This window comes from Glycocaulis abyssi (genome assembly GCF_041429775.1).
Classification (GTDB): Bacteria; Pseudomonadota; Alphaproteobacteria; order Caulobacterales; family Maricaulaceae; genus Glycocaulis; species Glycocaulis abyssi.
Genome location: NZ_CP163421.1, coordinates 2,064,348 through 2,090,384, shown reverse-complemented (window position 1 = coordinate 2,090,384; position 26,037 = coordinate 2,064,348). Strand labels below are relative to the sequence as shown.

19 protein-coding genes are annotated in these 26,037 nt (G+C 62.8%); 13 read left to right on the top strand and 6 right to left on the bottom strand.

Annotated features, from left to right (window positions below):
- Positions 1-218 precede the first annotated feature (218 nt).
- Entirely contained in the window at positions 219-464 is a 246-nt protein-coding gene (locus AB6B38_RS10070) for a hypothetical protein (RefSeq protein WP_371392721.1), read from the top strand.
- A 65-nt stretch (positions 465-529) separates the two neighbouring features.
- Here AB6B38_RS10070 and AB6B38_RS10065 read toward each other — a convergent pair whose 3' ends face one another.
- Positions 530-934, bottom strand: a complete 405-nt coding sequence (locus AB6B38_RS10065) for a DUF3775 domain-containing protein (protein WP_371392720.1) — start codon at positions 932-934, stop codon at positions 530-532.
- 39 nt (positions 935-973) lie between these two features.
- Positions 974-2,392, bottom strand: coding sequence for a M20/M25/M40 family metallo-hydrolase (locus AB6B38_RS10060; protein WP_371392719.1), 1,419 nt, complete (start codon positions 2,390-2,392; stop codon positions 974-976).
- A 601-nt stretch (positions 2,393-2,993) separates the two neighbouring features.
- Here AB6B38_RS10060 and AB6B38_RS10055 point away from each other — a divergent pair.
- From AB6B38_RS10055 to AB6B38_RS10035, 5 genes are all read left to right on the top strand, one after another.
- A complete protein-coding gene (locus AB6B38_RS10055) occupies positions 2,994-3,296 on the top strand; it encodes a helix-turn-helix domain-containing protein (RefSeq protein WP_371392718.1) in 303 nt (100 codons plus the stop codon).
- A 12-nt stretch (positions 3,297-3,308) separates the two neighbouring features.
- Positions 3,309-4,211 (top strand): reverse transcriptase family protein, encoded by a 903-nt coding sequence (locus AB6B38_RS10050; protein WP_371392716.1) that lies wholly within the window; start codon positions 3,309-3,311, stop codon positions 4,209-4,211.
- Between the two features lie 76 nt (positions 4,212-4,287).
- A complete protein-coding gene (gene gshB, locus AB6B38_RS10045) occupies positions 4,288-5,241 on the top strand; it encodes a glutathione synthase (RefSeq protein WP_371392715.1) in 954 nt (317 codons plus the stop codon).
- Positions 5,238-5,987 carry a hypothetical protein gene (locus AB6B38_RS10040; RefSeq protein WP_371392714.1) on the top strand — a complete coding sequence of 250 codons (750 nt, stop codon included), beginning with the start codon at positions 5,238-5,240 and terminating at the stop codon, positions 5,985-5,987. The genes gshB and AB6B38_RS10040 overlap by 4 nt, the downstream gene beginning before the upstream one ends.
- Before the next feature lie 185 nt (positions 5,988-6,172).
- The gene (locus tag AB6B38_RS10035) at positions 6,173-7,339 is read left to right on the top strand and encodes an acyltransferase family protein (protein ID WP_371392713.1); all 1,167 of its coding nucleotides are present in this window, start codon (positions 6,173-6,175) and stop codon (positions 7,337-7,339) included.
- On the opposite strand, the gene AB6B38_RS10030 is transcribed toward AB6B38_RS10035, so the two are convergent.
- From AB6B38_RS10030 to hslV, 3 genes are all read right to left on the bottom strand, one after another.
- Positions 7,330-7,722 (bottom strand): hypothetical protein, encoded by a 393-nt coding sequence (locus tag AB6B38_RS10030; RefSeq protein WP_371392712.1) that lies wholly within the window; start codon positions 7,720-7,722, stop codon positions 7,330-7,332. The genes AB6B38_RS10035 and AB6B38_RS10030 overlap by 10 nt on opposite strands.
- Positions 7,723-8,042: 320 nt before the next feature.
- Positions 8,043-9,275: a dipeptidase gene (locus tag AB6B38_RS10025; RefSeq protein ID WP_371392711.1), complete on the bottom strand. Its 1,233-nt coding sequence runs from the start codon at positions 9,273-9,275 to the stop codon at positions 8,043-8,045.
- A gap of 99 nt (positions 9,276-9,374) precedes the next feature.
- On the bottom strand, positions 9,375-9,926 hold the full coding sequence (gene hslV / locus AB6B38_RS10020) for an ATP-dependent protease subunit HslV (protein WP_371392710.1): 552 nt from the start codon (positions 9,924-9,926) through the stop codon (positions 9,375-9,377).
- 159 nt (positions 9,927-10,085) lie between these two features.
- On the opposite strand from hslV, the gene AB6B38_RS10015 reads away from it, so the two are divergent.
- Positions 10,086-12,665: a valine--tRNA ligase gene (locus AB6B38_RS10015; protein WP_371392709.1), complete on the top strand. Its 2,580-nt coding sequence runs from the start codon at positions 10,086-10,088 to the stop codon at positions 12,663-12,665.
- 13 nt (positions 12,666-12,678) lie between these two features.
- On the opposite strand, the gene AB6B38_RS10010 is transcribed toward AB6B38_RS10015, so the two are convergent.
- Positions 12,679-16,461 carry a PAS domain-containing protein gene (locus AB6B38_RS10010; RefSeq protein WP_371392708.1) on the bottom strand — a complete coding sequence of 1,261 codons (3,783 nt, stop codon included), beginning with the start codon at positions 16,459-16,461 and terminating at the stop codon, positions 12,679-12,681.
- A 147-nt stretch (positions 16,462-16,608) separates the two neighbouring features.
- Between AB6B38_RS10010 and AB6B38_RS10005 the strand changes: the two genes are divergently transcribed.
- The 6 genes from AB6B38_RS10005 to argE all read left to right on the top strand — a co-directional run bounded on the left by AB6B38_RS10005 (position 16,609) and on the right by argE (position 25,945).
- Positions 16,609-18,435, top strand: a complete 1,827-nt coding sequence (locus AB6B38_RS10005) for a dipeptide ABC transporter ATP-binding protein (protein WP_371392707.1) — start codon at positions 16,609-16,611, stop codon at positions 18,433-18,435.
- 302 nt (positions 18,436-18,737) lie between these two features.
- The gene (locus AB6B38_RS10000; RefSeq protein ID WP_371392706.1) at positions 18,738-21,467 is read left to right on the top strand and encodes a M16 family metallopeptidase; all 2,730 of its coding nucleotides are present in this window, start codon (positions 18,738-18,740) and stop codon (positions 21,465-21,467) included.
- Between the two features lie 71 nt (positions 21,468-21,538).
- Positions 21,539-23,464 carry a prolyl oligopeptidase family serine peptidase gene (locus AB6B38_RS09995; RefSeq protein WP_371392705.1) on the top strand — a complete coding sequence of 642 codons (1,926 nt, stop codon included), beginning with the start codon at positions 21,539-21,541 and terminating at the stop codon, positions 23,462-23,464.
- The gene (locus tag AB6B38_RS09990; protein WP_371392704.1) at positions 23,464-23,994 is read left to right on the top strand and encodes an SRPBCC domain-containing protein; all 531 of its coding nucleotides are present in this window, start codon (positions 23,464-23,466) and stop codon (positions 23,992-23,994) included. Before AB6B38_RS09995 ends, AB6B38_RS09990 begins: the two co-directional genes overlap by 1 nt.
- A 68-nt stretch (positions 23,995-24,062) precedes the next feature.
- On the top strand, positions 24,063-24,791 hold the full coding sequence (locus AB6B38_RS09985) for an FKBP-type peptidyl-prolyl cis-trans isomerase (RefSeq protein WP_371392703.1): 729 nt from the start codon (positions 24,063-24,065) through the stop codon (positions 24,789-24,791).
- Entirely contained in the window at positions 24,788-25,945 is a 1,158-nt protein-coding gene (argE, locus tag AB6B38_RS09980) for an acetylornithine deacetylase (RefSeq protein ID WP_371392702.1), read from the top strand. The genes AB6B38_RS09985 and argE overlap by 4 nt, the downstream gene beginning before the upstream one ends.
- Positions 25,946-26,037: the final 92 nt, after the last annotated feature.

Sequence of the window (26,037 nt, the reverse complement as noted above, 5' to 3'; positions counted from 1 at the left end):
TCGCCGGGCAGGGCACCTTCCCAGCCTCCGGGAGTTGTTCCGCCCCGTCGATGCGGGATGCGGCTCCGTGTGCTGGCAAGGCAAGCGGTTAGTGCGCTTGCTTATGAGGGCGTGGCAATACGCGGGTAGGTGCAAGGAGTCAAGGAAAGAGGGGTTTTCTTCATCTCGCACAATCGGACGGAGGTCGGTAGGCTTCACCGAAAACAAGGAGGACCTCAGTGGTTCAAGAAATCGTCTCGATTGGATTAGCAGGCGCTATTGTTCTGATGCCCGTTGCTGGCTTTGTGCAACGCATTTGCCTGAAGAAGGGTATCGGCTGGCAGTTTATCAGATTCAACGTCATCGCGATGTCGTTGCCACTGGTGGGACTTCTAGCACTAAACGACGCTCTCACGGGCGAGGTTGCCACAATTGTGGCGGCCGCAATGGCTTACTCATTCGGAAAATCAGGCGAGAAAGAGTAGGGACGGTTACTCTGCCACCAGCCGGTCGAGGATGCAGGCCATCGGCTAGATCGCCCGCGTTGGAGCTATTGGCCTTTTATGAGCCTCAGTCCAGCACTGAGGTAGGTTGGGAGGGATGGTGACTTTTCGACGATGTAATCGACGTCTCCGGGGCCGCGACTACGTCCCGCATGTTCAATAAGGCCATCAAAATCATCGCCGTCGCCTCGACCTAGCCAAATCAAAGCCGTTAGCTCCACCAACTCATCTTTTGATAGATTGGCGATGTAGTTAACTAACGCCTGGTGCTCTGGGCTTGATATGTAGGCGCCCAACTTTTGCTTGGCCTCCGGTGAGAAAGGATCGATTCCGTCCTTCGATGGCGGGAATGCAGCATTCATTTTCTGGGCTAAATCTATGATATTATGGACTTTCGGGTCCGATAGGTGAGAAAGCGGCATTTTTTGCTCCAATTGCTCTTCGCCAACCATAATCGAAGTGCGCCTTGAATATGTAGGGGTCACTCAAGCTCATCTCTTCCCCGCCAGACGGTCCAGTATCCGCGCCCAGGAGCGTATGCCCTTGCGGAAGCTTTCCAGCTCATATTTCTCGTTCGGGCTGTGGATATTGTCGTCCTCAAGGCCGAAGCCCGCCAGGATGGTATCCATCCCCAGATGGCGCTTGAAATCGCCGACAATGGGGATGGAGCCGCCACAGCCCATCAGGGCGGGCTCGGTCTCCCACTCATCGCGCAGCGCCTCGACGCAAGCCTGAAGGGCAGGGTTCGTCACGTCCACGGCAAGCGCGGGCGCGCCGGTATCGCGGCGCAGGAAAACGGCCTGGCAGTCGGCGGGCAGGCGGCTCGTGACATGCGCCTCAAACGCCTTCCACACCTTCTCCGGGTCCTGTCCCGGCACCAGGCGGAAGGAGATTTTCGCGCTCGCCTGCGCCGGGATCACGGTCTTGAAGCCTTCGCCCGTATAGCCGCCAATAATGCCGTTGATCTCGGCGGTGGGCCGCGTCCAGATCTGCTCCAGCACCATGCGGCCCTGTTCGCCTGCAGGCACGGAGAGGTCAATATCGCCGAGGAAGCGCTCCTCAGAGAAGTTCAGCGCCTTCCATTGTTCCAGCACCGGCTCCGGCACGTCTTCCACGCCGTCATAGAAGCCGGAAAGCGTCACCCGGCCGGTCTCGTCATGGATGCTGCCCAGTATCTGCGTCAGCAGCGTGATCGGGTTGCGCGCCGCGCCGCCATAAAGCCCGGAATGGAGATCACGGCTGGCGGCGTGAAGGGTCACTTCGCCGGCGGTCATGCCGCGAAGGCTCGCCGTGATGGCGGGGGTCTTGCGGTCCCACATGTTTGTATCGCAGACGAGGGCAAAGTCCGCCTTGATCTCCTGTCCGTGCTCGGTCAGCCAGGCCTCAAGGCTCGGGGAGCCGCTTTCCTCCTCGCCCTCAAAGAAGATCGTCACCTTGCAGGGCAGGGTGCCGGTCTCTTCCTTCCAGGCGCGGCAGGCCTCGATGAAGGTGCGCAGCTGGCCCTTGTCATCGGCTGCGCCGCGCGCGCGGATGTATTTCGATCCATCGGCTCTGGTCTTGATCTCCGGCTCGAACGGGTCGGCTTCCCACAGCTCCAGCGGATCAACGGGTTGCACATCGTAATGGCCGTAGAACAATACGTGGGGCGCATCGGCGGTCGCACCCTCATGGTGGGCCACGACAAAGGGATGGCCAATCGCCGGCGCGACGCGGGCGTCAAAGCCCAGCGCGCTCAACTCATCGGCAAGGCTCTGCGCGGCTTTAAGGCATTCCGCCTTGTAGGCAGGATCGGTGGAGATGGACTTGATGCGCAAGAGCTGGTCATAGCGCGCCAGCGCGGCCTCAAACCCCGCCTCCTGACGGGCCAGAACCGCGTCCAGCGTGCTGGATGATTTGGGGTGTCCGTCCATGGCGGTGTCTCCGGCTTTAGCGAGCGTGGGGCGAGGGGTAAGGCGCGAGGGCCTTATCTACGCGCCGGGAGAGAGGCGGGCAAGGATGGGGGACGCATGTTCGCGTGCTGCGAACAACCGTTGACTATGCGCGAACAGCACACTAGATGTGGTGTGCGACCGGGAAGGCACCACGCAGATGCGGCGTCATAGACGCTTGGAGGCTTTGGTCTCTTCCTCTTGTCGGCGGCGCGGCGTCGTTCCCCGGGTTCCGGTGGGCGGGCGTGCGGCACGGTAAGGATCGCCCCGCGTGAGCGGGCGATCACGGTAGCTTAGAGGTGCTTGGCCTGAGCCTGTCTCTGAGAGCGTGACGCTGGACAATCCCGTCCAGTGCTCTGAGACGAAAGGACTCAGTTATGTCAGTTTCTGACAAGGATCCCCCGGTCGCCGGGTCAAGCAATCTCGTAACGCCTGCGGTGCGCTCGAAGTGGAGCCGCCGCGGACGCTGGAAGCGCAGCTTCTTGCTGTGTGTTCTGAAGCTAGCCACATCAATTGTGGCGATGTTTCGCGCTGTCCGTTGGGTGATTGAGAACCTCTAAGTTACTATTGTTTTGGAGGAAAAATGCTGAATGAAGCGCTGAGACTTGTTCGGGTTTACCACGACATGAGCAAGGCAGAGCTTGCCCGAGAGTTGGGATTTTCTCGGTCTTTCATTACCGAGCTAGAAGGTGGAAGCAAGAAAGTCACTATCGATACGCTGGAACGATATTCCGAGTATTTTGATATACCGGTATCGTCGCTCATGCTTTTTGCGGAGCGGACTGTCGATGCCGACTTTTCTGAAGCGGCGAGAACATTCGTTGCCGATAAGGCGCTAAGAATGCTTGACTGGGTGTCGTCTATTTCCCGCCATGAACGCGAGTAGCGGGCTGGTCGGATGAAGCGCTACCCTCCCAACCAATCCCAACTGTACAAGGTAACTTCGCCAGCGGACCTTGCCCGGCGGCTTGAGGTTGAGTTGTGTGATTTGGAAGAGCTTGCCAATCGTTACGACAACTATAAGCGGTTCGACGCTGGGAAGACCAAGAAGCGACCTGTCCAAGAACCAAAAGACCGGCTGAAGAAAATTCACCAGAAAATTGCCCGGTGGCTAAGCCGCATCGAAACGCCAGATTACCTCCATTCGGCAATCCGTGGGCGTTCATATATAACAAATGCTAGCGCTCATCGAGCAGACGTTGACCTTATCAAGGTGGATATTAAGTCATTTTTTAATAATGTTAGAACTCACTCGGTTTATTTGTTTTTTCTTCATTATATGAAATGTCGCGCTGACGTTTCGATGTTGCTTGCGAAGATATTGACCGTGGACGGGCATCTCGCAACGGGAAGTTCCGTCAGCCCCATTCTTTCTTACTTTGCGCACAAGCCGATGTTCGATGAAATTGCACAGTTGTCCAATGAGCTCGATCTGACCTTCACCGTCTATGTGGATGATATGTGTTTGAGCGGCGAACAGGCTGTTCGCCGGACACTTTTTAACGTCAGACAGATCATCCATCGGCATGGTTTGAGCTCTCACAAGTGCCGCTATTTCCCAGCCGGTGTGCCACGGGTCGTCACGGGCAACGCCCTAACGCCGAAAGGCACCCGATTGCCTCACCCTCGACACCTCAAGATCAAGAAGGCGTTTGAGGAACTTGAGTGCCTCTCAGCCGGGCCGGCCAGAGAAAAGGCGGTAAACGCACTTAAGAGCCGACTCTACGAAGCTGCCCAACTTGAACCGGTTTGGGCGGAACGGGCGCGCTCGTTGGCTAATTCCGAAGCTTTGAAGCAATAACCCCACCTTCCCATTTCCCCCCTCATCCCCTACCTCTAGCGCCTGATCCGCCCGCCAGCCTTGAAAGCGCTATCCCATGCTGAAAATTGCCTTCCAGATGGACCCGATCACGGGCGTCAATGTGAATGCGGATTCCACCGTCGACATTGCGCTGGAGGCCTTCTCCCGCGGCCATGAAATCTGGGTCTATGAGCCCAAGGACATGGCCATGGAGGATGGCAAGGTGCGCGCGCTGGCCCAGAAGGTGCGCGAGCTGAAACGCGTGCAGGGCGAGCATGTGGTGCTGGAGGAGGCGGTTGTGCTGAACCTTGCGAATCTGGACGTGATCTTCCTGCGCCAGGACCCGCCCTTTGACATGGCCTATATCACCTCGACCCACATGCTGGAGGCGCTGCAACCCGGCGTGCTGGTGGTCAATGATCCGGCCGAGGTGAGGAATGCGCCCGAAAAGCTGTTCGTCACGCGCTTTGAAGGGCTGATGCCGCCTACCCTCATCTCGTCTTCGCTGGCCGATATCCGGGCCTTTTTCGAGGCACATGGGCGCGACATCGTGGTGAAGCCCTTGTTCGGTAATGGCGGGGCGGGCGTGTTCCGCATCCGGGAGTCTGCCGAGAATCTCGCCTCCCTGCTGGAGCTCTTCGCACAGGTCAGCCGCGAGCCGCTGATGGCGCAAGCCTTCGTGCCCGATGTGAGGAATGGCGACAAGCGCGTGATCCTTGTCGATGGCGAGCCTGCGGGCGCGATCAACCGCGTGCCGGCCGAAGGCGAGGTGCGCGCCAACATGCATGTCGGCGGCAAGGCGGTGAAATCCGACCTGACGGAGCGCGATCTGGAAATCTGCCGGATCATCGGCCCGGAATTGAAGGCGCGCGGCCTCGTCTTTGTCGGCATTGACGTGATCGGGGATTATCTGACCGAGATCAATGTCACCTCGCCCACCGGCGTGCAGGAGCTGCGCCGCTTTTCCGGTATCGATGTCAGCAAAATGCTGATCGACTGGGTGGAGGCCAAGAGAGGCCAAGGCGCGTGATCGATCCGCTGCACCTGAAAATGCAATGGGCGCTCTCCTATCCGTTCACACGGCCGGAGGGCGATTTCCTGTTCGTGGATGGCCGCACGCTCGATATCCGGTCCACAAAAGGCCCGATCAGTGGCTGGCAGGTGGCGGAAGGCGGCCATATCCGTTCCCTTGCCGATGTGGTGGGGGTGGAGAGAGCGGCGCGGCTGGATGAGGGCGCGTATTACCCGGTGGTGGCAGTCGGCTCCAACGCCGCGCCGGTGCAGCTTCAAAGGAAGTTTGCGCGGTATATCGACAATGTGGTGATCCCGGTCATCGCGGTCAGCCTGCCCGGCCATGTCATCGCCTGGGCCAACCGCATCGCCGCCTATGGCTCGGTGCCTGCCACGCTCGCAGAAGAGCCGGGTGCCAGCGTATCGGCCTGGGCGACGCTCCTCAGCCCCCGCGACTACGCGCTGATGAATGCCACCGAGGACTTAGGCGTCGTCTATGAGGCTGTGCCGGTAAAGGTGGAGGGCGCGCCGGAAGCGGTGCACGGGCCGTTCGAGGCCTATCGCTGCCTGACCGGGCATTTCAATGTGCGCGTCAGCGCGTTTGCCGCGACGGGCTCGAACCTGCCGCAGGGCAATCAGTGGACCGCGCAGGAGCTGGCCATCTCCCGCCTCGGCCTTGAAACGCCGGTCGACCGGTTTGTCGCCGAGACGGTCAGCGATGCGGCGCTCGCGGCGAAAAGGGACAGGGAGCTGAGTGGGGGGTAAGCGGTTCTGCTTCGTCGTTCGCGCGCAGGCGGCCATTCGCGGAACATCGCAACGCGGCCTGCCCCTGGCTACGACCGGGGATGCGTTGGGGAACTGAAAGAGCGTGAGCTCTTGGTTAACAGTTGCTTTACCCTTCGGCACACGTTTTGCGTGCATTACCTGATACACAATCAGGAGTCGCAAGAATGGACACATACACCCAAGCGCTCTTCGCCCCCGGTCATGGCCGGCTGGAGGATCAGGACAATCTCTTCACCCCCATGCGCATGGCGTTTGCAGGGATAGTCCTCTACGCGCATGCGCTGATGATGGTGCTGCCCTGGCCGGTCCTGGGGCCATGGGCGCAGATGGTCGACTTTGCAGGCCAGCATGCGCTGAACGCCTTCTTCGTCCTCTCCGGCTACATGATCCTGGCGAGCCTGCGCGCCTCGCGCGCGGTGCTGGCCTACGCGATCAACCGGGTGTTCCGTGTTTTCCCGCTCCTCATCGTGGTCACGCTGCTGACCCTGATGATTGTAGGTCCGGCGCTCTCCGGCATCGCCCCCCTCGACTATCTCACGCGGTCGGAAAGCTGGGCCTATGCGCTGGGCGTCATCTCTCAGGCTCACCCCACGGCGGCGCTTCCGTTCGATGCCTCTGGCCTTCAGGCTGCGCAGAGCGCCAACGCGCCGCTCTGGACGGTGCGCTATGAGCTGATCGGCTATGCGGGGCTTGGCCTGCTGATGCTCGTTGGTGCCCTGCGCCACGCGTGGGTGCTGCCACTGGCGCTCGCCGCCGTCATCGCGGGCAGCGTCATCCACGCCAATACCGGCTATGCCGGGCCGCACCCGGAGGGCGTCTCTGCCGCCTTGCGCTTTGCCACCGGCTTTCTGATCGGCGCGGTGTTGTGGGACTGGCGGGACCGGATAGGGCTTAGCTGGGCGCTGGTGCTGGCGAGCATATGCGCGGCCATCGTCACAGCGGGCACGGCGTTCCACCAGAGCTTTGACATTCTGGCGACGGCCTTCCTCGCTTTGCGGGTCGGGTATCTGAAAGTCCCCGCCACCCGAATCTGGCAGCGCATCAAGGGCGTAGAAGACCTCTCCTACGGCATTTACATCATCCACTGGCCGGCCGGTCTGATGCTGATGGTGCTCGCCGGCCAGATCGGCTGGCAGCCGGGCACGACCAGCATCGCTGTTTTGATGACGCTCATCTCGGTCGCGCTCGCCTGGCCCTTGCGGGTGTGGGTCGAGCGGCCCTTTCAAGCCTGGGGGCGAATGATCGCGCGGGGCCGCTGGGCGGTGCGCGTGGCATCGGCACCAGCGGTTGAACCCCCGCCCTTTCCCCGCCGGACGCAGGCTCACCAGTAGCCGAAACTGCCTGCCAGCAGGATGAGACCGAGTATCGCGGCAATACCGCCCCAGATCAGCGAGACCATGGGGCTTGTGAACCAGGGCGCGAAGAAGCCCATGAAACGGTTCTGCAGCCAGAGGATAAGCGCGCCTTCGGCAATCGCGGCCCAGCCGATGAGCGTGACGATAATGGCCAGTGGATTGTCCCAGCGCGTGTGCGTGGCCGCGATAACAAGCCCGATCATCAGCGCGATCAGCCCCATGGTGACGGTCAGGCCGATATCCTCGGTCAGTCTGGCGAGCAGGCGGGCAATGAGCGTCCGGTCGATCAGCATCGCCGCGCCCATGACCAGCATGTATCCGCCCAGCACCTGGGCAAGGATCACTGTCATTTCAGGCATGATGCACCTCCATCACGCCGCCGTCCCCAGCGATAAAACGCTACGCCCGGCGGGGCGGGACTGGCAAGGGGGCGATTGGGGATATGAATTTCAGACTGTCATGGCCCGGTTTATCCGGGCCAACCATGCCTGAGAGCTTGCTTTTCCCTGATCCTTCGAGACGTTCGCTTCGCTCACCCTCAGGATGAGGGAAAAGCACCCCACGCCCTCATCCTGAGGGGCTTCGTAAGAAGCCGTCTCGAAGGACGAGGGCTTTCATCACTCTAAGGCATGGGTCCCCGGATCGCTTCGCGACCGGAGGATGACACGTGTGTTCCGGCCTACCTCGCCGCCGCTTCCACGCCGCGCATGACGCGCAGCACATTGCCGCCCCACAGCTTGGCGATGTCCTCTTCCGAATAACCCCGGCGCAAGAGCTCGGCGGTTACGTTGGGCGTTTCGGACGCATCGTCCCAGCCGCGCACACCGCCGCCGCCATCAAAGTCCGACACGATGCCGACATGGTCGATACCGGCCACGGCCACGGCATGGTCGATATGGTCTGCCATGTCAGCGACGGTCGCATCCGGGTATTCGGCGCGCAGGGCCTGCAGGCGCGTCTGGTAAGCCGCTCTGTCTTCTGGTGTCATGCGCTCCCAGCCACCCGGCTGGTCAAGGCCGACCTCGGTGCGCAGTTCGGCGATGGCGGCCGTCAGGCCCGGATCGATGGCGCGCAGGTATGAGCGGAAGGCGACCATCTGCGCCACGCCGCCATTATCGCGGATCGCTTCGAGCAGTTCGTCGGAGAGGTTGCGAGGATGGTCGTAGACGGCGCGCGCGCCCGAATGGCTGGCGATCACCGGCGCGCGCGACATCTGGATCGCCTCCAGCGAGGTGCGCGGGCCGACATGGGAGATATCGACCATGATGCCATGGTCGTTGAGAAGCTCGACCAGCCGCCGGCCCAGATCGGTCAGGCCCGGATCCTCCATCGGGTCGCCAGCGGAGAGGTCCGGGTTGGAGCTGCCGCCAAACTGGTTGTTTCTAAAATGGGTGAGGGCCGCATAGCGCGCGCCGCGCGCAGCCCAGAGCGGCACTTCCTCCTCGATATTCTCGCCCATGAAATAGCTGTTCTCGATGCCGATCAGGGCCACGAGGCGCCCCTCGGCATGGATCGCGTCCACCTCGTCGGCGGTGGTGGCCAGCGCGATGCGTTCGGGGTTGGCGCGCACCATGCGCATGATCGCCTGATAGGTCTCCTCGGCGCGCGCACGGGCGGTGGCAAAGCCTTCTTCATCGAGATCGCGTTGCTGCACATAGACAATGAAGAAGGCGGCATCGAGCCCGCCTGCGCGCATCTTGGGCAGATCCACCTGCAGGCGCGTCCAGGTGTTGGGATCAATCAGATGGGTGGCATAGCCGGTGGGGATATCGACATGGGTGTCGATGGTCAGGATGCGGTCATGGACTTCACGCACCTCCAGCTCGGTGAGTTCCCCGGCTGGTTCCTGTGCGAAGCCCGCCCCGGCAATGAAAGGCGCGATGGCCGCCCCGGCGATGAGTGTACGCAGCATGAAAGCTCTCCCCTGTGAATCTCTTGCGGGCCAGCTAAGTCGCTGGCGCGCCGCAGGGCAAGGCTTGCAGGTGCGGTTGGAGGCGGGCAGCCGTACCGGCTAGCCCAGCCGCTCCACCGTCAGATTGCCATTGGAGAACACGCAGATTTCGGCGGCGATCTCCATCGCCTTGCGGGCGATCACTTCCGGGTCGTCTTCGTAGGTGAGGAGCGCGCGCGCCGCTGACAGCGCGAAATTGCCACCCGATCCGATGGCCGCAATCCCGTGCTCAGGTTCGAGCACATCGCCCGCCCCGGTGATGAGAAAGGTCTCGGTATCGTCCGCCACGATCAGCATGGCTTCAAGGCGGCGCAAATAGCGGTCCGTGCGCCAGTCTTTGGCCAGCTCCACGCAGGCCCGCGCCAGCTGGCCGGAATGGGCCTCCAGCTTGCCTTCAAGGCGCTCAAAGAGAGCAAAGGCATCGGCGGTCGCGCCAGCGAACCCGGCGATCACCTTGCCACCGCCAATGCGGCGGACTTTCTTCGCGGAAGATTTGACCACCGTATTGCCGATGGAGACCTGTCCATCGCCCGCCATGGCAACGGCCTTGCCCTTCCTCACGCAGATAATGGTGGTGCCCCGCCAGCCGGGAAAGGCGCGCTCTTCGCTCATGGCTCATTGTCCTTCGTCAGTCCTATGGGCACAGACATGGCCGGTCGGCGCTGGCAGCGCAAGGCTTTCTCCTGCCCCCGCGTGGTTTGACGGGACACGAAAATCGTCTAGGAGAAGCGGCTCTCCACTGCCTGTCCCGTTACACATGAAGGCCGCCCCATGAAGCCGTTTCCTGATCGCTACAAGCCGCAAGACGCTGAGACGACATGCAATGCGCGCTGGCTGAAGGATGAAGCCTTCAAATGGGACCCGTCTCTGCCCGCAGAGAGCGATTATGTGATCGACACGCCCCCGCCGACCGTCTCCGGCACGCTGCATGTCGGCCATGTCTACAGCTATACACAAGCCGACATCATGGCGCGCTATTTCCGCATGGCGGGCAAGAACGTGCTCTACCCTATCGGCTGGGATGATAACGGGCTGCCGACCGAGAGGCTGGTGGAAAAGAAGAAAAAGGTGCGTGGCGGCACGATGGCGCGCGAGGAATTTGTCGCGCTCTGCCGCGAGGTGATCCCCGAATACGAGCAGCAATTCCGCGATCTCTTCACTCGCCTCGCCCTGTCGGTGGACTGGAGCCGCGAATACCAGACGATTTCGGATGAAAGCCGCACCGTCTCGCAAATGTCCTTCCTGGACCTTTACAGGAAGGGCCTTCTGGAGCGCCGCCTTGAGCCGACCTTGTGGGACCCCGCGGACCGCACGGCGATTGCGCAGGCCGAGGTGGAAGAGACCGAGCGTGAAGGCAAGCTGAACTATGTTGCCTTCGAGATCGAAGGCGGCGGTGAGCCGGCCGTCATCGCGACGACGCGGCCCGAACTGATCGCGGCCTGCGGCGCGCTCATCATCCATCCCGAACACAAGCGTGCCAAGGAACTGATCGGCAAACGCGCCATCACGCCGCTTTACGGCGTGCCGGTGCCGATTGTCGCCGATGAGACGGTGGACCCTGAAAAGGGTACCGGCATGGTGATGTGCTGCACGTTCGGTGATGTCACCGACATCCAGTGGTACCGCACGCACAAGCTGCCCCTGCGCATCGTCATCGGGCCGGACGGCAAGATGATTCCGGATCTGCCCATCGGCTCTGATGACTGGCCGAGCGTGGATGTGGAGGGCGCGAAAGCGACCATCGCGGCGCTGGCCAGCCAGAAGGCGGAAGCGGCCAAGGCGGCCATTATCGAGATGCTGCGTGAGACCGGCGTGCTCTTAAAGCAGGAGACGACCCATCAGGTGGTGCCGGTGGCGGAACGTTCAGGCGCACCGCTGGAGATCATCGTCACCCCGCAATGGTTCATCCGCACGCTGGACTTCAAAGAGCAGATCCTCGCCAAGGGCCGGGAAATCACCTGGAAGCCGGACTATATGCGCCAGCGCTTTGAAAGCTGGGTTGAAGGGCTGAAATGGGACTGGGCGATCTCGCGCCAGCGCCATTTCGGTGTGGCCCTGCCCGTCTGGTATTCGCGCCGTCCGGGTGAAGAGGGCAAGGTTATCGTGCCGGAAGTAGCTGACCTGCCCGTTGATCCCACTGTCGATCTGCCGCGCGGCTATACGCGCGACGAGGTGGAGGGCGAGCGCGACGTGATGGACACCTGGGCCACCTCTTCAGTCAGCCCGCAGCTTGTCACCCGCTCGATCAATGAGGATTTCGCGCTGGACATGGATGTCCACAAGCGCCTCTTCCCGATGAGCGTGCGCCCGCAGGCTCACGAGATCATCCGCACCTGGGCCTTCTATACCATCGTGAAGGCGCTCCATCACCAGAACACAGTGCCGTGGAACACGATCGCGATTTCCGGCTGGTGTCTTGCCAGTGACGGTTCCAAAATGAGCAAGTCCAAGGGCAATGTGATCGACCCGATCAAGCTGCTGGACGAATATGGTGCGGACGCCGTGCGCTACTGGACCGGCACCTCGCGCCTCGGCCATGACACGGCGCTTGCGCCCAACGTGCTCAGCCAGGGCAAACGCCTCGTCACCAAGCTGTGGAACGCGGTCAAGCTCGCTCACATGGCGCTGGAGCAGGCGGACATTTCGCCTGTCTCGCCCAAAGCCGATATCGAGGCCGGGCTCATCACCCATCCGATGGACAAATGGCTGCTGGGCGAGCTCTCCGAGACGGTGGAGAAGGCGACCAAGGCGTTTGAAGCCTACGAGTACGCGCAGGCTCTGCGCGTGACCGACGATTTCTTCTGGCGCACCTATTGCGACAATTATCTGGAGATCGTGAAAAGCCGGACCCGGTTTGAAGGCAAGCCCGATGCCGGTCAGCTTTCAGCCCTGCACACGCTCTGGCATGCCAGCATGATGCAGCTCAAACTGTTTGCGCCCTTCATCCCTTACGTCACCGATACGCTGCACGATGTGCTCGCTGGTAAGGGCGATGCCGATACCCGTACACTCCATGCGCGCGGCAACTGGCCTAAACTGGATGAGCAGGCCGACAAGGACGGCTTCCGCGCCGAAGGTGATGCGTTCGTCTCGATCCTGGCCGGGGTGCGCAAGGTGAAGAGCGAGCTCCAGGTCTCGATGAAGGCACCGGTACAGGTGCTCACGATTGTCGCCGATGCTGATGGTGACATTGCCAGCCTGATCGGGCCGGTGGTGGAGGATCTCAAAGCCGTCACCAATGCGCTGGAAGTGCGTATGGGGCCTGCCCCGTCAGGCGCACGCACCTCGCTCTCGCCTGACGAGCGTTTCGCCATCGCGCTGGAAATGGCACCGGCGCAAGACGGGGCGTAAGGGGACGCAAGCCTCAGGCGGCGCGTGATCCACCGGCGGCGGGTTTTACCGGCAGGGTGAAGTGGAAGCTGGAGCCCTTGCCGGGCGCGGTCTCCACCCAGATGCGCCCGCCATGGCGCTCTACCGCCTGCTGGCAGATGGCAAGGCCGATACCGGTGCCTTCGTATTCCTCGCGTCCGTGCAGGCGCTGGAAAGGCGCGAAAATCTTCTCGGAAAAACGCGGATCAAAGCCGATACCGTCATCGCTGACCGTGAACAGCCACTCATCGTCCTGGCGGACGCAAGAGACGGCGATATTCACGCCTTTGTCCTTGCGGTATTTGAGCGCGTTGGACATCAGATTCTGGATGAGCAGGCGCAACAGCGTGGGATCGCCTTCAACGATCGGCAGATCGCCTGCCTCAATTTTCGCCTTGGCGTCGTTCACCACCAGTTCCAGCTCGGCAAGGGTCTCGGCCAGTTCCCGGTTCATATCGACCTGACACAGGTCCAGCGCCCGCTTGGACGCGCGTGAATAGCTCAGCAAATCGTCGATCAGGCGGCGCATGCGCCCGGCAGCGTCGACCAGAAACTCCAGGCTGCGGTCGGTTTCACTGTCCAGCATGCCCTGATGGCGGCGCTTGATGAGGCTGGCGAAGGCAGAAATCTTGCGCAAGGGCTCCTGCAGATCGTGCGAGGCGACAGCGGCAAACCGGTCCAGCTCGCGATTGGTGCGCTCAAGTTCCTCGGCGTAGCGCTGGAGTTCCCGGTCCTTGGCGAGCTTCTCGGTGACGTCGATGCTGATGCCGTGGACCGCAATGGGCGTCCCGTCGGGACTGCGCTCAACCGTGGCGGACGATATAATATCGATGATGCCGCCATCGGCTTTCATCATTTGCGTATAAATATGCTCCATGCCGCCAGCGGCGAGCAGGGCGTCCATCCCGCCGAGACGCTCCATCGTGGCGCGCGAAGCGGGGGTCAGGAAGTCATTGTATTGTTGGCCAATCACCGCCTCGCGTTCATAGCCGGTGGACGTGAGCCAGAATTCGCTGACATCCAGAATGATGCCCGCAGGGTCGACGGAAGCCAGCATGACGGGCGTGGTCGCGTAAATCTGGCGCAGCCGCTCGCGCTCGATATCGAGCGCTTCGGCGAACTGCTTTTCCGCCGTAATGTCGATCACCACACCGCCCGAGCGTATCGGCTTGCCGGTATCGTCCCAGGCGGTAGGCTGGCCCTTGGACCGCACCCAGCGCCAGTTGTCCCCGTCGCGCAGCCGGTAATCAATGGGACCGGCAGCCCTGCCCGCCATGATCTCGGCGAGCGCCTTGCGGGCCAGCTGGCTGTCGTCGGGGTGAATAATCGGCTGCCAGTCAGCCGCGTCCAGCGTGTCGTCGCCTATCTTGCGGCCCATCCATTCCAGCAGCCGGCCCCGCACGGACTGGACGCCGGTTTCCAGATCGATACTCCAGATGGCGGACAGGCCCGCATCCATGGACTCGTTCAGGCGCTTCTCGCGCTCTTCCAGTTCCAGTTCAAGCAGGCGGCGCGAGGTGATGTCGACGAGCGTTCCGATGGCTTCCAGAGGCTTGCCGGTCTCGTCAAAGGCGCTGATGGCGCCGCGATCCTCGATCCAGCGCCAGCCGCCCTGCCCGTCCGCAACCCGGTAGACGGCGTTTAGCGGTTCGCCCGCCAGCATGCCGCTCACACCCGCTTCGCACAGATGGCGGTCTTCACTGCATATCAGCTGGCGCCATTCATCAAGGTTCAGCCGCCCGTCATGGCCTGCGGGAAGCCCCATGAGAAGCCGCCCAAACTCTGAAAGCTCCACACGATCATCAGCGATATGCAGCCGCCACGTGCCCTGATGCGCGCTCTCCAATGCGCGGGCAAGCCGCTCCTCGCTGTGTGCCAGGCTATCTTCCAGCGCCTTGCGCCGCGAAATGTCCAGAACGATGCCGGCACAGTCGGCGCGGTGGCTTTCCGGGCCAAGCCGGCTGCCGCGCGCCTCCACCCAGACATACTCGCCAGTGCGGCCGTCCATGACGCGGTATTCGGCCGTCCGGCTCTCGCCGGGCTGGCTTTTCATAATCCCGCCCACCGACCGGTCCAGCGTCCGGCGATGGTCAGGATGGACGGCGTCGCGCCAGCGTGAGAGCGGAATCCAGCTTTCCGTTTCATCCAGCCCCAGCATGGCCCGGATTTCACCGCGAGGCAGGAACAGACCAGCCTTGTAGTCGACTTCCCATGCGCCAAGCGTGGCAGCGGAAACGGCATGGGACAGCAGGCGCTCACTGTCGACGAGGCGGCGTTCCTGTTCCTTGCGTTGTGTGGTTTCGGCAAACACTCCCGACGCGCGTAAGGGCTCGCCGGTACTGGTCTGTGCGCTGACACCGCCGCGCAGGCTCAGCCACATCCAGTGTCCGCCGGTCGTGCGTACCCGGAACTCCACATGGGTATTGCCCACGTTTGCCATGGCCAGGAGTGCATCGCGAACCCGTGGCTGGTCGGCCCGGTGGATACGTGCCTTGAACGTGTCTGTCGGCAGGGTGAGCTGGTTTCCGGCCAGTCCGATAGCGGCGAGGACCGGGCCGGAGAGCGTTACTTCGCGGGCAACATAGTCATAGGACCAGCTGCTGAGGCCAGCCCGGTCGAGAACGCCGGCAAGATCGCTGTCGAGCGCCTCCACAATATCCTTGCGGTCGTGAGACAGCTCGTGCCAGAAGCCGAATGCCTTCATGGAGCGCCGCGCGCCGCCAGCGGACGGCTCCATCTCGCCCCAGCTTCGATACCACAACCAGTGTCCGCTTTCGGTACGCAGGCGGAAGGTCTCGTCATAATGCCCGCCGAACTGCAGGCCCATGAAGGCGGCGTAGACCCGGTCAGAATCGTCTGGATGCAGCCGGCTGCGCAGCAGGTTCTCGTTTATCTCCTGGGGGCCAGTCCCGATGCCCAGCGCGAGGGTTACCGGCCCCTCCATGATGCCTTTCAGCGTCTCGAAGTCGAACGTCCAGCTGCTCAGGCCCAGCGCGCCCGTCAATAGAGCGATCTTGCGGCGTTCGATGCCGGCACGTGCCTCGGCGCGTTCATCGGCCGTTACATCGTGAACAAGTCCGGTAATGCGTACCGGATTGCCCTGTGCATCGCGTTCCACGACACGCACATCATGGCGCATCGGCACCCAGCCGCCATCATGCGTGCGCATGCGGCAATGGAAGCTGATGACCGTGTCAGCGCTGGACGGATTGCCCCGTAGAACAGCGCGCGCGCGTGCCAGATCCTCCGCGTGCAGAAGGGAAAGCCATCGCGCCAGCCGCACCGGCTGGTCCGCGCCGCCCGGCCCGACAAAGCGTTCGAGCAAGCCTGACACCACGACTTCGCGGGACCGGAAATCGACACTGTAGGCACCGGCGCTGTGTTCCTCGAACGCCATGGCGACGCGCTGGCGCGCCGCGCGCAGCTGCTCCCCGCGGCGTGACATGTCGACAGCCGGTTCAAGCGTGACGAGACGCATGCCTGGCTGGGTCCGGCGCACATGCAGGCGTACCGCGCACGGTTCATCATCAACGCCGCGCAGCAGGGCGGTATCGGCCAGCTCGTCGGCATGGGCCGTCCGCGACTGCTTCCATCGCGCCGTCAGCCCGTCAAGCGGGTCGCAATAGAGCTGGGCAAGCCCGGTTCCGGGCGTGACCTGTGCGGTAAATTCGGCCCTGAAGCGCGCGTTGACGGCGACAATCAGGCCGTCATCATCAAGCAAAAGGCATGCGCCTGGCAGCGCGTTGAACGCGTGTTCAAACATATGCGCGCTGGCCATTGTCTGCCTTGTTCCGCTCCGGCCGGGCCGATGCGAATCAGCCCTTTGTGTGCATAGTAATGGAAGGAATATTAAGCAGGGGCTATCGTCCCGGCTGATCCAGCAATTTGGGCTTTTTGCCCGGCAGATAATTGAAGTGAGGACGGATTGACCGACGCATCTGCGCCGATCCTTGAAGTTCGCGGCCTGAACGTGCGCTTTGATACGCCCGACGGCGAAGTTCATGCGGTACGCGGCATCGACCTTGAAATCCGTGCCGGCGAGTGCCTGGCGGTGGTGGGCGAGTCCGGGTCGGGCAAAAGCCAGACCTTTCTGGCCGCGATGGGCCTTCTGGCATCGAACGGCAAGGCGCAAGGCTCGATCCGCTATCGCGGACAGGACATTCTCGGATTGCCGCCCAGACAGCTCAATGCGGTGCGCGGCAAGTCCATGACGATGATTTTCCAGGACCCGCTGACCTCGCTGACCCCGCATATGCGCGTCGGTGACCAGATGAAGGAGGTTCTGGCGGCCCATCTCTCGCTGAAGGGCGAGGCGGCCGAAAAGCGCTGCATGGAATGGCTGGACCGGGTGCGCATACCCGAGGCGGCGCGCCGGCTGCGCCAGTATCCGCACGAATTGTCAGGCGGGATGCGCCAGCGCGTGATGATTGCCATGTCGATGCTGTGCGAACCCGACCTGCTCATCGCCGACGAGCCGACGACCGCGCTCGACGTGACGGTTCAGGCCCAGGTGCTCGACATCATGGATGAGCTGAAAGCCGAAACCGGCGCAGCCATTGCCCTGATTACCCATGATATGGGCGTGGTGGCGCGCATGGCCGACCGGGTGCAGGTGATGCAGAACGGCGCCTATGTGGAAACGGGCACGGTCGACCAGGTGTTTGCCGAGCCGGCCCATGCCTATACGCGCATGTTGCTCGATGCGATGCCGCGCCTGGACCGGCCGGACCGGATTACCGGCCCGATCACCCAGACCCGCAAGGCGGTTGAAGGCGAAAAGCCGGTTCTGGAGGTAAAGGACCTCAAGGTCTGGTTCCCGGTGCCTGACGGAACGGGCCTGTTTCCGAAAATGACCCCGCTGAAAGCCGTTGACGGTGTCAGTTTTGACCTCCTGCCCGGTGAGACAATCGGTATTGTGGGAGAATCCGGGTGCGGCAAGTCCACGCTCGCCCGGGCGGTGTTGCGGCTGGTGGAATCCACTGACGGCGCCGTCAGCTGGATCGGCACCAACCTGCTGGAGAAGAATGCGCGCGACATGCGTCAGGCGCGCAAGGACATGCAGATTGTCTTCCAGGATCCGCTTGCCTCACTTAATCCGCGCATGACCATTGGCGCGTCGATCGCCGAGCCGCTGCTGACCTTCCGGCCCGGTATACGGGCCAAAGAGCGCGACGAGGCGGTACGCGCGATGATGAAGCGGGTCGGGCTGGACCCTGACATGATAAACCGCTACCCGCACGAGCTGTCCGGAGGTCAGAACCAGCGCGTCGGCATTGCCCGCGCGATGATCCTCAGCCCGAAACTGGTCATCTGTGATGAGGCGGTATCGGCGCTGGATGTGTCCATCCAGGCTCAGATCATTGACCTTCTGGCGGACCTGCAGCGCGATCTGGGCCTGTCCATGCTGTTCATCTCGCATGACCTGTCTGTGGTGCGCGAGGTCTCTCACCGCGTGATGGTGCTGTATCTGGGCCGGATCGTGGAGTTCGCCACCCGCGATGCCATCTATGACGATGCCCGCCATCCCTATACCCGCGCGCTGATCTCTGCGGTGCCGATCCCCGACCCGCAGATCGAACGCCAGCGCGAGCGCATCAAGCTTTCCGGCGACCTTCCCAGCCCGCTCGACAGCCGCGCGCAGCTGCGCTTCCTGAAATCGCGCCTCGTCGATGGCGACGATGCCGTGCAGTACCGGCCGCAATTGCTGGAGGTTACGCCTGGCCACTGGGTCGCCGAACATGATCCGGTCTGATATCTGACAAAGCCGGTTGTGACGCCTTTTTCATTTGAAGCCCGGTCAGTGTGCCTTAGTTTCGCGTGCATGATGAGCGCGCCAACAATCCGGGAAACAACCATGAAAACCGTCAACGCCGCCAAGGGTCTGTTCGCCGGTATTCTGCTACTCGCCCTCGCGGCGTGCGCCGATGACCCGGCCCATACCGGTGACGTGCCAGCCGGTGATGCGGCGGCTGGGGGTATCGAAACAGAGTTCGCCCATCTTACCAGCGGGATCCGGCCGATCCGGGCATACGCTTTGGCCAGCTCGATAACGGCATGCGCTACGCCATCATGCCCAATTCGACGCCCAGCGGTACGGCGGCCTTGCGTCTGGTCTTCAATGTGGGCTCGCTGGCCGAGGCCGAACATCAGCGCGGGCTGGCCCATTTCATCGAGCACATGGCCTTTAACGGCACCACCAATGTGCCAGAAGGCGAGATGATCCCGCTTCTGGAGCGCTACGGCCTGGCGTTCGGCCCTGACACCAACGCCTTCACCGGCCAGGAGGTGGTCGGCTATCAGCTCGATCTGCCCTCGGTGGAGGAGCAGATCGTCAAGACCGGCCTGTTCCTGATGCGCGAAACTGCCACCGAAATGGTGATGGACCAGGACGCGATTGACTCAGAACGCGGCGTAATCCGCAGCGAGATGCGCTATCGCGATACGCCCATCCAGCGCTTCCTGATGAGCTATTACGGCTTTCTCTACCCCGACACGCTGGTTGCCGAGCGCAGCCCTATCGGCACGCTGGACGTCATCAATAACGCACAGCGCGATGCCTTCATGGAGTACTATCAGGACTTCTACGTGCCCCAGCGCGCGCTTCTGGTGGTAACCGGCGATATCGACGCTGACGCCATCGAGGTGATGATCCGCGACGGGTTCGATATCGAGCTTCCCGGCCTTGAGGTCAGCGCGGTTGAGGGCTTCTCGACCTGGCAGGCGCCCGCTGATGCGCCAGCCCATCCCGATATCGGGACCGTCAGCGCGGTGGACGCGCCGCGCTTTGGCTATTTCCACGATCCTGAAGTTTTCACGCTGATTACCTATGATGTGATTGTGCCCGGCGTCCCCCGCCCCGACAGTGCGCAGGCGCGGGTGGAGTCCACCTTGCGTCAGCTGGGCAATGCCATCGTGCAGCGCCGTTTGCAGTCGCAGATCAATTCGGGCCTGTCGCCGCTGGTGCAGGCAAACTTCTCCTACACGAACGATTTTGACCTTGCCCATCGCGCGGGCGTGTTCGCGGTGTTGTCGCCGGAGCGCTGGCGCGAAGGGCTGGCCGTTGTCGAGCAGGAGGTGCGCCGGGCGCTGGAGCACGGCTTCAGCCAGGCCGAGCTGGATGAGCAGATGTCCAATCTGCGCACCAGCGTGCGCAATTCGGTCAACGCCGCGCGCACGCGCCGCACGCCGGAACTGGCCGACGGTATCTGGCAGGGCTGGCTGGGCAGATCAACGCTCCACCATCCTTCCTGGAAGGCCGAATGGCTGGAAGCCAGCGAGGACCAGCTGACGCTCGAAAATGTCGAGGCCGCGTTCCGCGCCATCTGGGCGGCGGCGCCGGCGCAAATCTATGTCGCCGTCAACGAGCCGCTTGAAGACGGGGAAGCGGCGGTACGCGAGGCGTGGAGCGAATCGCAGTCCACCCCGGTTGATCCGATGGACGAGGTGGACGCGAACGAGTTTGCCTATACCGATTTCGGACCAGCCGGAGAGGTGGTCTCGGCCTCTTATGTCGAGGATCTCGATTTTCACCAGATCGTATTTGCCAACGGTGTCCGGCTGAACGTCAAGCAGACCGATTTCGAGGACAATATCATCCGCATCCGCGCCGAGTTCGGCGCCGGCGATCTCACGCCCCAGCCGACACCGGCCGCAGGCACCATTCTGGGCGCGGTGTTTGGCGGTGGCGGGCTGGAAGCCCACGACCGCGACGAGCTGCAACGCCTGCTGGCGGGCCGTTCGGTCGGCTATGGCCTCGGCGTGGGCGCAGACAGCTTTTCCTTCACCTCCGCCACAACGCCGGACGATTTCGAGCTGCAGATGCAGGTGCTGACCGCCTTCATGGTCGCGCCGGGCTGGCGCGATGACGGCCTGAACCAGTTCCGTTCCATCGCCGAGGAAGTGCGCCGGGGTCAGAACGCGCAGGCCGTACAGGTCGCCGTGAACCGGGTCAGCCGGATGCTGCGCAATGGCGATCCGCGCTGGGGTTTCCCCGAAGCCGGGGAAATTGCCGCATTCACCATGGATCATGCCCGCTTGCTGGTGGCCGAAGCGCTCAGCACGGCACCGCTGGAGATCACCATTGTCGGCGATATTACGCGCGATGATGCCATTGCCATGACGGCGCGCACATTCGGCGCCCTGCCGCAACGCGCTGACAGCTGGCCGGATTATGACGAGGCCCGCCAGCTCGGCTTCCCGGACCCGCGTGCCGACCCGGCCGTCGTGGAGTTCAACGGTCAGGCCGATAGCGGCATGGCGAACATATACTGGCCTGTCGGCGATGCGTTCGATCCCCGGCGCGCCCGCGCGCTCGATCTGATGGCTGAAGTCTACAATCTGAAAGCTACCGAGCGCTTCCGGGAGAGGGAGGGGGCAACCTACTCGCCCATCGTGTCCAGTCAGACCTCCACCATCTTTCCCGGCTTTGGCTTCTTGTGGGTGGGACTGGATGTGGACCGCGAGGATGTCGGGCGCATGTATGCGATTGCCGATGAGCTGGCCGCCGCGATGGCGGCAGGCGATATCAGCGAGGATGAGCTGCAGCGCGCGCGCCAACCGGTGCTGGAGCGGTTGAACCAGAGCATGGAAAGCAACAGGATGTGGCTGAGCCAGATCAGCCGCTCGCAGACCTATCCTGAACGTCTGGACCGGCTGCGCACGGCTGTAGAGGATTATAACGCGGTGACGGCCGAGGAGATCGCCGCGCTGGCGTCAGAGTATCTTTCGCCTGAGCAGGCATATCGGGTGTCGATCCTGCCGCGCAGCGCAGATGGGAGCGAATAGCGCTCCCGCGCATCCAGCCTGAGGACGGGCGCAGCACCCGCCCGCCGGACAGCCAGAGGGAGTATGTGTTGATGAGAATGATTCTGCCCGCCGCGATGTGTGTGGCCGCGATACTGGCCTCGCCTGCCCTGGCGCAGAGCGCCCCGGAGCGGGTGACACGCGGTAATCTGGTGATGGAGAACATCCCGGAGATTCCCGGCGAGGTGCGCGAGCGTTTGCGCCAGTATCAGAATGTGCGCGGAGCGATGTTCTCCGATTTTGCCCCCGATGGCGGCATCTACATCACCACGCGTTTTGGCGAGACCGACCAGATCCACCACGTCGCTCAGCCCATGGGCGCGCGCCGTCAGATCACCTTCTATGACGAGCGCACCAGCGGGGCGACCATCCGCCCGGATGGCTCAGGCCAGTTTCTCTTCACCCGCGATGTCGGCGGGGACGAGTTCTTCCAGGGCTTCCTCTTTGATCCCGAACAATCACGCTCCATCCAGTTCACCACCGACCAGATCCGCAATCAGGGTTTTTCCTGGTCACGCGATGGCCGGATGATTGCCTGGGCGGCGGCCGGCTGGGGTGATGCCGATTACACCATCTACATGGCCGATCCGGCCGACCCGACGACCGCGCAGGAAGTCCTGCAGGGCGAAGGCGCGATGAGCCCGGTGGACTGGTCGCCGGACGGGTCGAAACTGCTGATCGGGCGGTATTTCTCGATCAACGAGGCAAGGCTCTACGTGCTTGATATCGGGGAGGGCACGCTTACCCAGATCAATCCGGACGAGACCAATGCATATGGCGCGGCCCGCTTCTCGGCCAGTGGCGACAGCATTTTCGTCGTAACCGACGAAGGGTCAGAATTCCGCCGCATCATGGAAATCCCGCTGGATGGCGGTGAAAAGCGCATCGTTGCCGAGCATGACTGGGATGTGCAGGCCATGGCGCTGTCCCCGGATGGCTCGACCATCGCCTACACGACCAATGAAGGCGGCATCTCGGAAATCTACATCATCAACGCGGCCAGTGGCGAGCGGCTGCCCGCCCCTGACCTGCCGGTTGGCCTGATCGGCGGTATCAATTTCAGCGCGGATGGCTCGCTTATCGGCTTCACTCACAGCTCGGCTGCCTCACCGGGTGACGCGTGGACCTATGACCTGTCCTGGCAGGAGCTGGTCCGGTGGACACAGTCCGAAGTGGGCGGGCTCGACACCAGCCGTTTCCAGACCCCTGAACTGATCAGCTATGAGAGCTTTGACGGGCTGGAAGTTCCCGCCTTTGTCCATCGCCCGCCCGGCGACGGTCCCTATCCGGTGATAGTCTCCATCCATGGCGGGCCGGAAAGCCAGGCCCGCCCCGGCTTCAACGCTGCCTTCCAGTACTGGCAGCACGAGCTGGGCGCGGCGGTTGTCGTGCCAAACGTGCGCGGCTCGGCCGGGTACGGGAACGAATATGTCAATCTGGATAATGTGTTCCTGCGCGAGAACTCGGTGCGCGATATCGGCGCGCTGCTCGATTGGATCGCCACCCAGCCCGATCTCGACGAAAACCGCGTGGTTGTCTATGGCGGCTCCTATGGCGGCTATATGGTGCTGGCTTCGCTGGTGCATTACTCCGACCGGCTGGCGGGCGGCATCAATATTGTCGGCATCTCCAATTTCGTGACCTTCCTGGAAAACACGGCCGGCTACCGGCAGGATTTGCGCCGCGCCGAATACGGCGATGAGCGTGACCCGCAAGTGCGCGAGTTTCTGGAGAGCATTTCGCCCGCCAATCACGCCCACCGCATCACGGCCCCGCTCTTCATCATTCAGGGCGCCAATGATCCACGCGTGCCGCTCTCGGAGGCCGAGCAGATTCTCGCCGCCGTGCGCGAAGCGGGCGGTGATCCGTGGTATCTCGTGGCCATGGATGAGGGGCATGGCTTTGCGCGCCAGTCCAACCGCGACTTCCAGCGCGAGGCCGAGACCCTGTTTCTGAGGGATGTTCTGGAGCTGGACTGATGCGAGTTGCCGCTGCTGCTGCACTGCTGGTTTTCATGGCCGCGCCGTCATGGGCGGAGGACGCGCCTGCGCCCGTGCCGGAGCGGGCGGTAACCGCCAGCGTGGTGGTGGAACTGCCGGTCTCTGAAGCCTGGCGGCTCTGGACCACGAATGAGGGCGTCACCAGCTTCTTCGCGCCGGCAGCCAATATTGAGCTGCGCCCGCAAGGCCCGTTCGAGCTGTTCTTCGCACCCGATGCCGAGCCCGGCCAGCGCGGCTCTGAAGACACGATCGTTCTGGGGTATCAGGAAAACCGCATGCTCTCGGTCAGCTGGGCGATGCCGCCCTACATGGCCGAGGTGCGCCCGCACCACACTCATCTCGTCTTGCGGTTCGAGACGCTGGATGAGGCCCGTACCCGAATCAACCTGACCCATTCAGGCTGGGGGGAGGGCGAGGCATGGGATGAGGCTTTCACCTATTTCGAGCGCGTCTGGCCGCATGTTCTCACCTCCATGCCGTCGGCAAGGACTGATGCGGCGGGTGACTGATCGGCTTCATCTGCTATGAATCCGGCACTCTGGCCCGTTATGACCCCGGCCAGCCCAGGAGATATTTCATGCTGACCCGCCTTGCGATAACTGCCTCGATCGCCGCTCTTGTGCTCGCCGCCTGCGGGGAGCGTGAAGCGCCCGCGCCGGTGGAAGAGGGCGCTGAGCCGCCTGCCATGGATACCGGTGAGGAGACGATCACACTTTCCCCGCTTGAGCCCGAAGAGGACGCCGAAGTCTTCCGCGCCCGTGTGGAAGGGATGAGCGAAGAGGATCAGGCGGCGGCCGTGTTCCAGCGCGAGTTGCGTGCCGCGCGCGGATGCGAGCCGGGTGATGCGCCGCTGCACCGCTTCGAGCCGCGCGAACGCAGCGAGGACGAATCCAGCGCCGATTACAATGGCGCGATGGCCGAAGAATTCCTTCAACGCAATGTCGAACAGCCTTGCGTCTACACCACGCCATCGGGTCTGCAATACCGCATCGAGCGGGCAGCCGGTCCGGATAATCCTTCCCCGGTGAGCGGCGATATGGTCCGGGTGCATTATGCTGGCCAGCTGCTGGATGGCAGCGAGTTCGACAGCTCCTATGCGCGCGGTGAACCGGCAGAATTTCCGTCCGACCGGCTGATTGCCGGCTGGGTCGAGGCCCTGCCGCTGATGCGCGTCGGCGAGAAATGGACGCTCTATATCGCGCCTGAGCTGGGTTATGGCGCGCGCGGCACGCCGGGCGGGCCGATCCCGCCCAACGCGGCGCTGGTCTTCCAGCTGGAACTGCTTGGCCTGCCGGATCGCGAATGAGCCAGAGCCCGCAAGCCATTGCGCTGCTTGAACGCCTGATCGCGTTCGACACGACCTCGCGCAATTCCAATCTCGCCCTCATTGACTGGGTGGAAGACTATCTGACCGGGCTGGGCGCGCGCTGCGAGCGTGTGCCGAGCCCGGACGGACAGAAATCCAATCTGCATGCCTTTATCGGGCCGGAAACCGATGGCGGGGTGGTGCTCTCCGGTCATACCGACGTGGTGCCCGTCGATGGGCAGAACTGGTCCACCGACCCGTTCGTGCTGACCGAGAAAGATGGCAAGCTCTACGGGCGCGGCACGTGCGACATGAAGGGCTTTGTCGCCTGCGCGCTGGCGGCTGCGCCTGACCTGGCGGCGGCGCCCCTCAAACGCCCGGTCCATTTCGCGCTCTCCTATGATGAGGAGGTGGGCTGCCTGGGCGCGCCCTCCATGATACGGGCGATTGCCGCCGGGCATCCCAAGCCCTCTGCCGTGCTGGTGGGCGAGCCCACCGGCATGAAGGTGGTGACGGGCCATAAGGGGCTCTATTCGGTGCGTGTGGAGATCACTGGCCACGAAGCCCATTCCAGCCTGATCAATGCCGGTGCCTGCGCGGTGACCAACGCCGTGATCCTGATGGATTTCCTGCGCCGCGAGGGCGAGGCCCTGCGCGCTGCGGCTCCAGACGACAGCCCGTTTGACCCGCCCTTTGGTACGCTGACCATTGGCCGTATGGGCGGCGGATCGGCGATGAATATCCTGGCCAAAGACGCCTGGTTTGAAGCCCTGATGCGCCCGGCGCCCTGGGACGATGGCCCCGGCGTGGGCCGGCGCCTGCGCCAACTGGCAGCCGAGGTGGAGGCCGATATGCGCCGGACAGCGCCGGAAGCGTCAATCCGTATTACTGAAGTGTCGAACGTGCCGCCCTTGCGCCCGGAAACCGACGGTGAGGCCGAAGGCATTGCCCGCGCCCTGACCGGCGACAATGCGCCCCGCGTCGTCTCCTACGGCACGGAAGGCGGACAGTTTCAGGATGGCGGCATGTCAGCGGTGATCTGCGGTCCCGGCCATATCGATCAGGCCCACCAGCCCGACGAGTTTGTTGAAGTAAGCCAGCTCGAAGCCTGCATGGTCTTCCTGAAGAAGCTGGAGCAGCGCCTGAGCGTCTGAACCCGCTCCCCCCAAATCTGACAATTCAAGCTTACAGGGCTTGTAAGTTGAAGGGCTTAGCCCCGCGAACGGATATTGCGCCCGACCTCAAC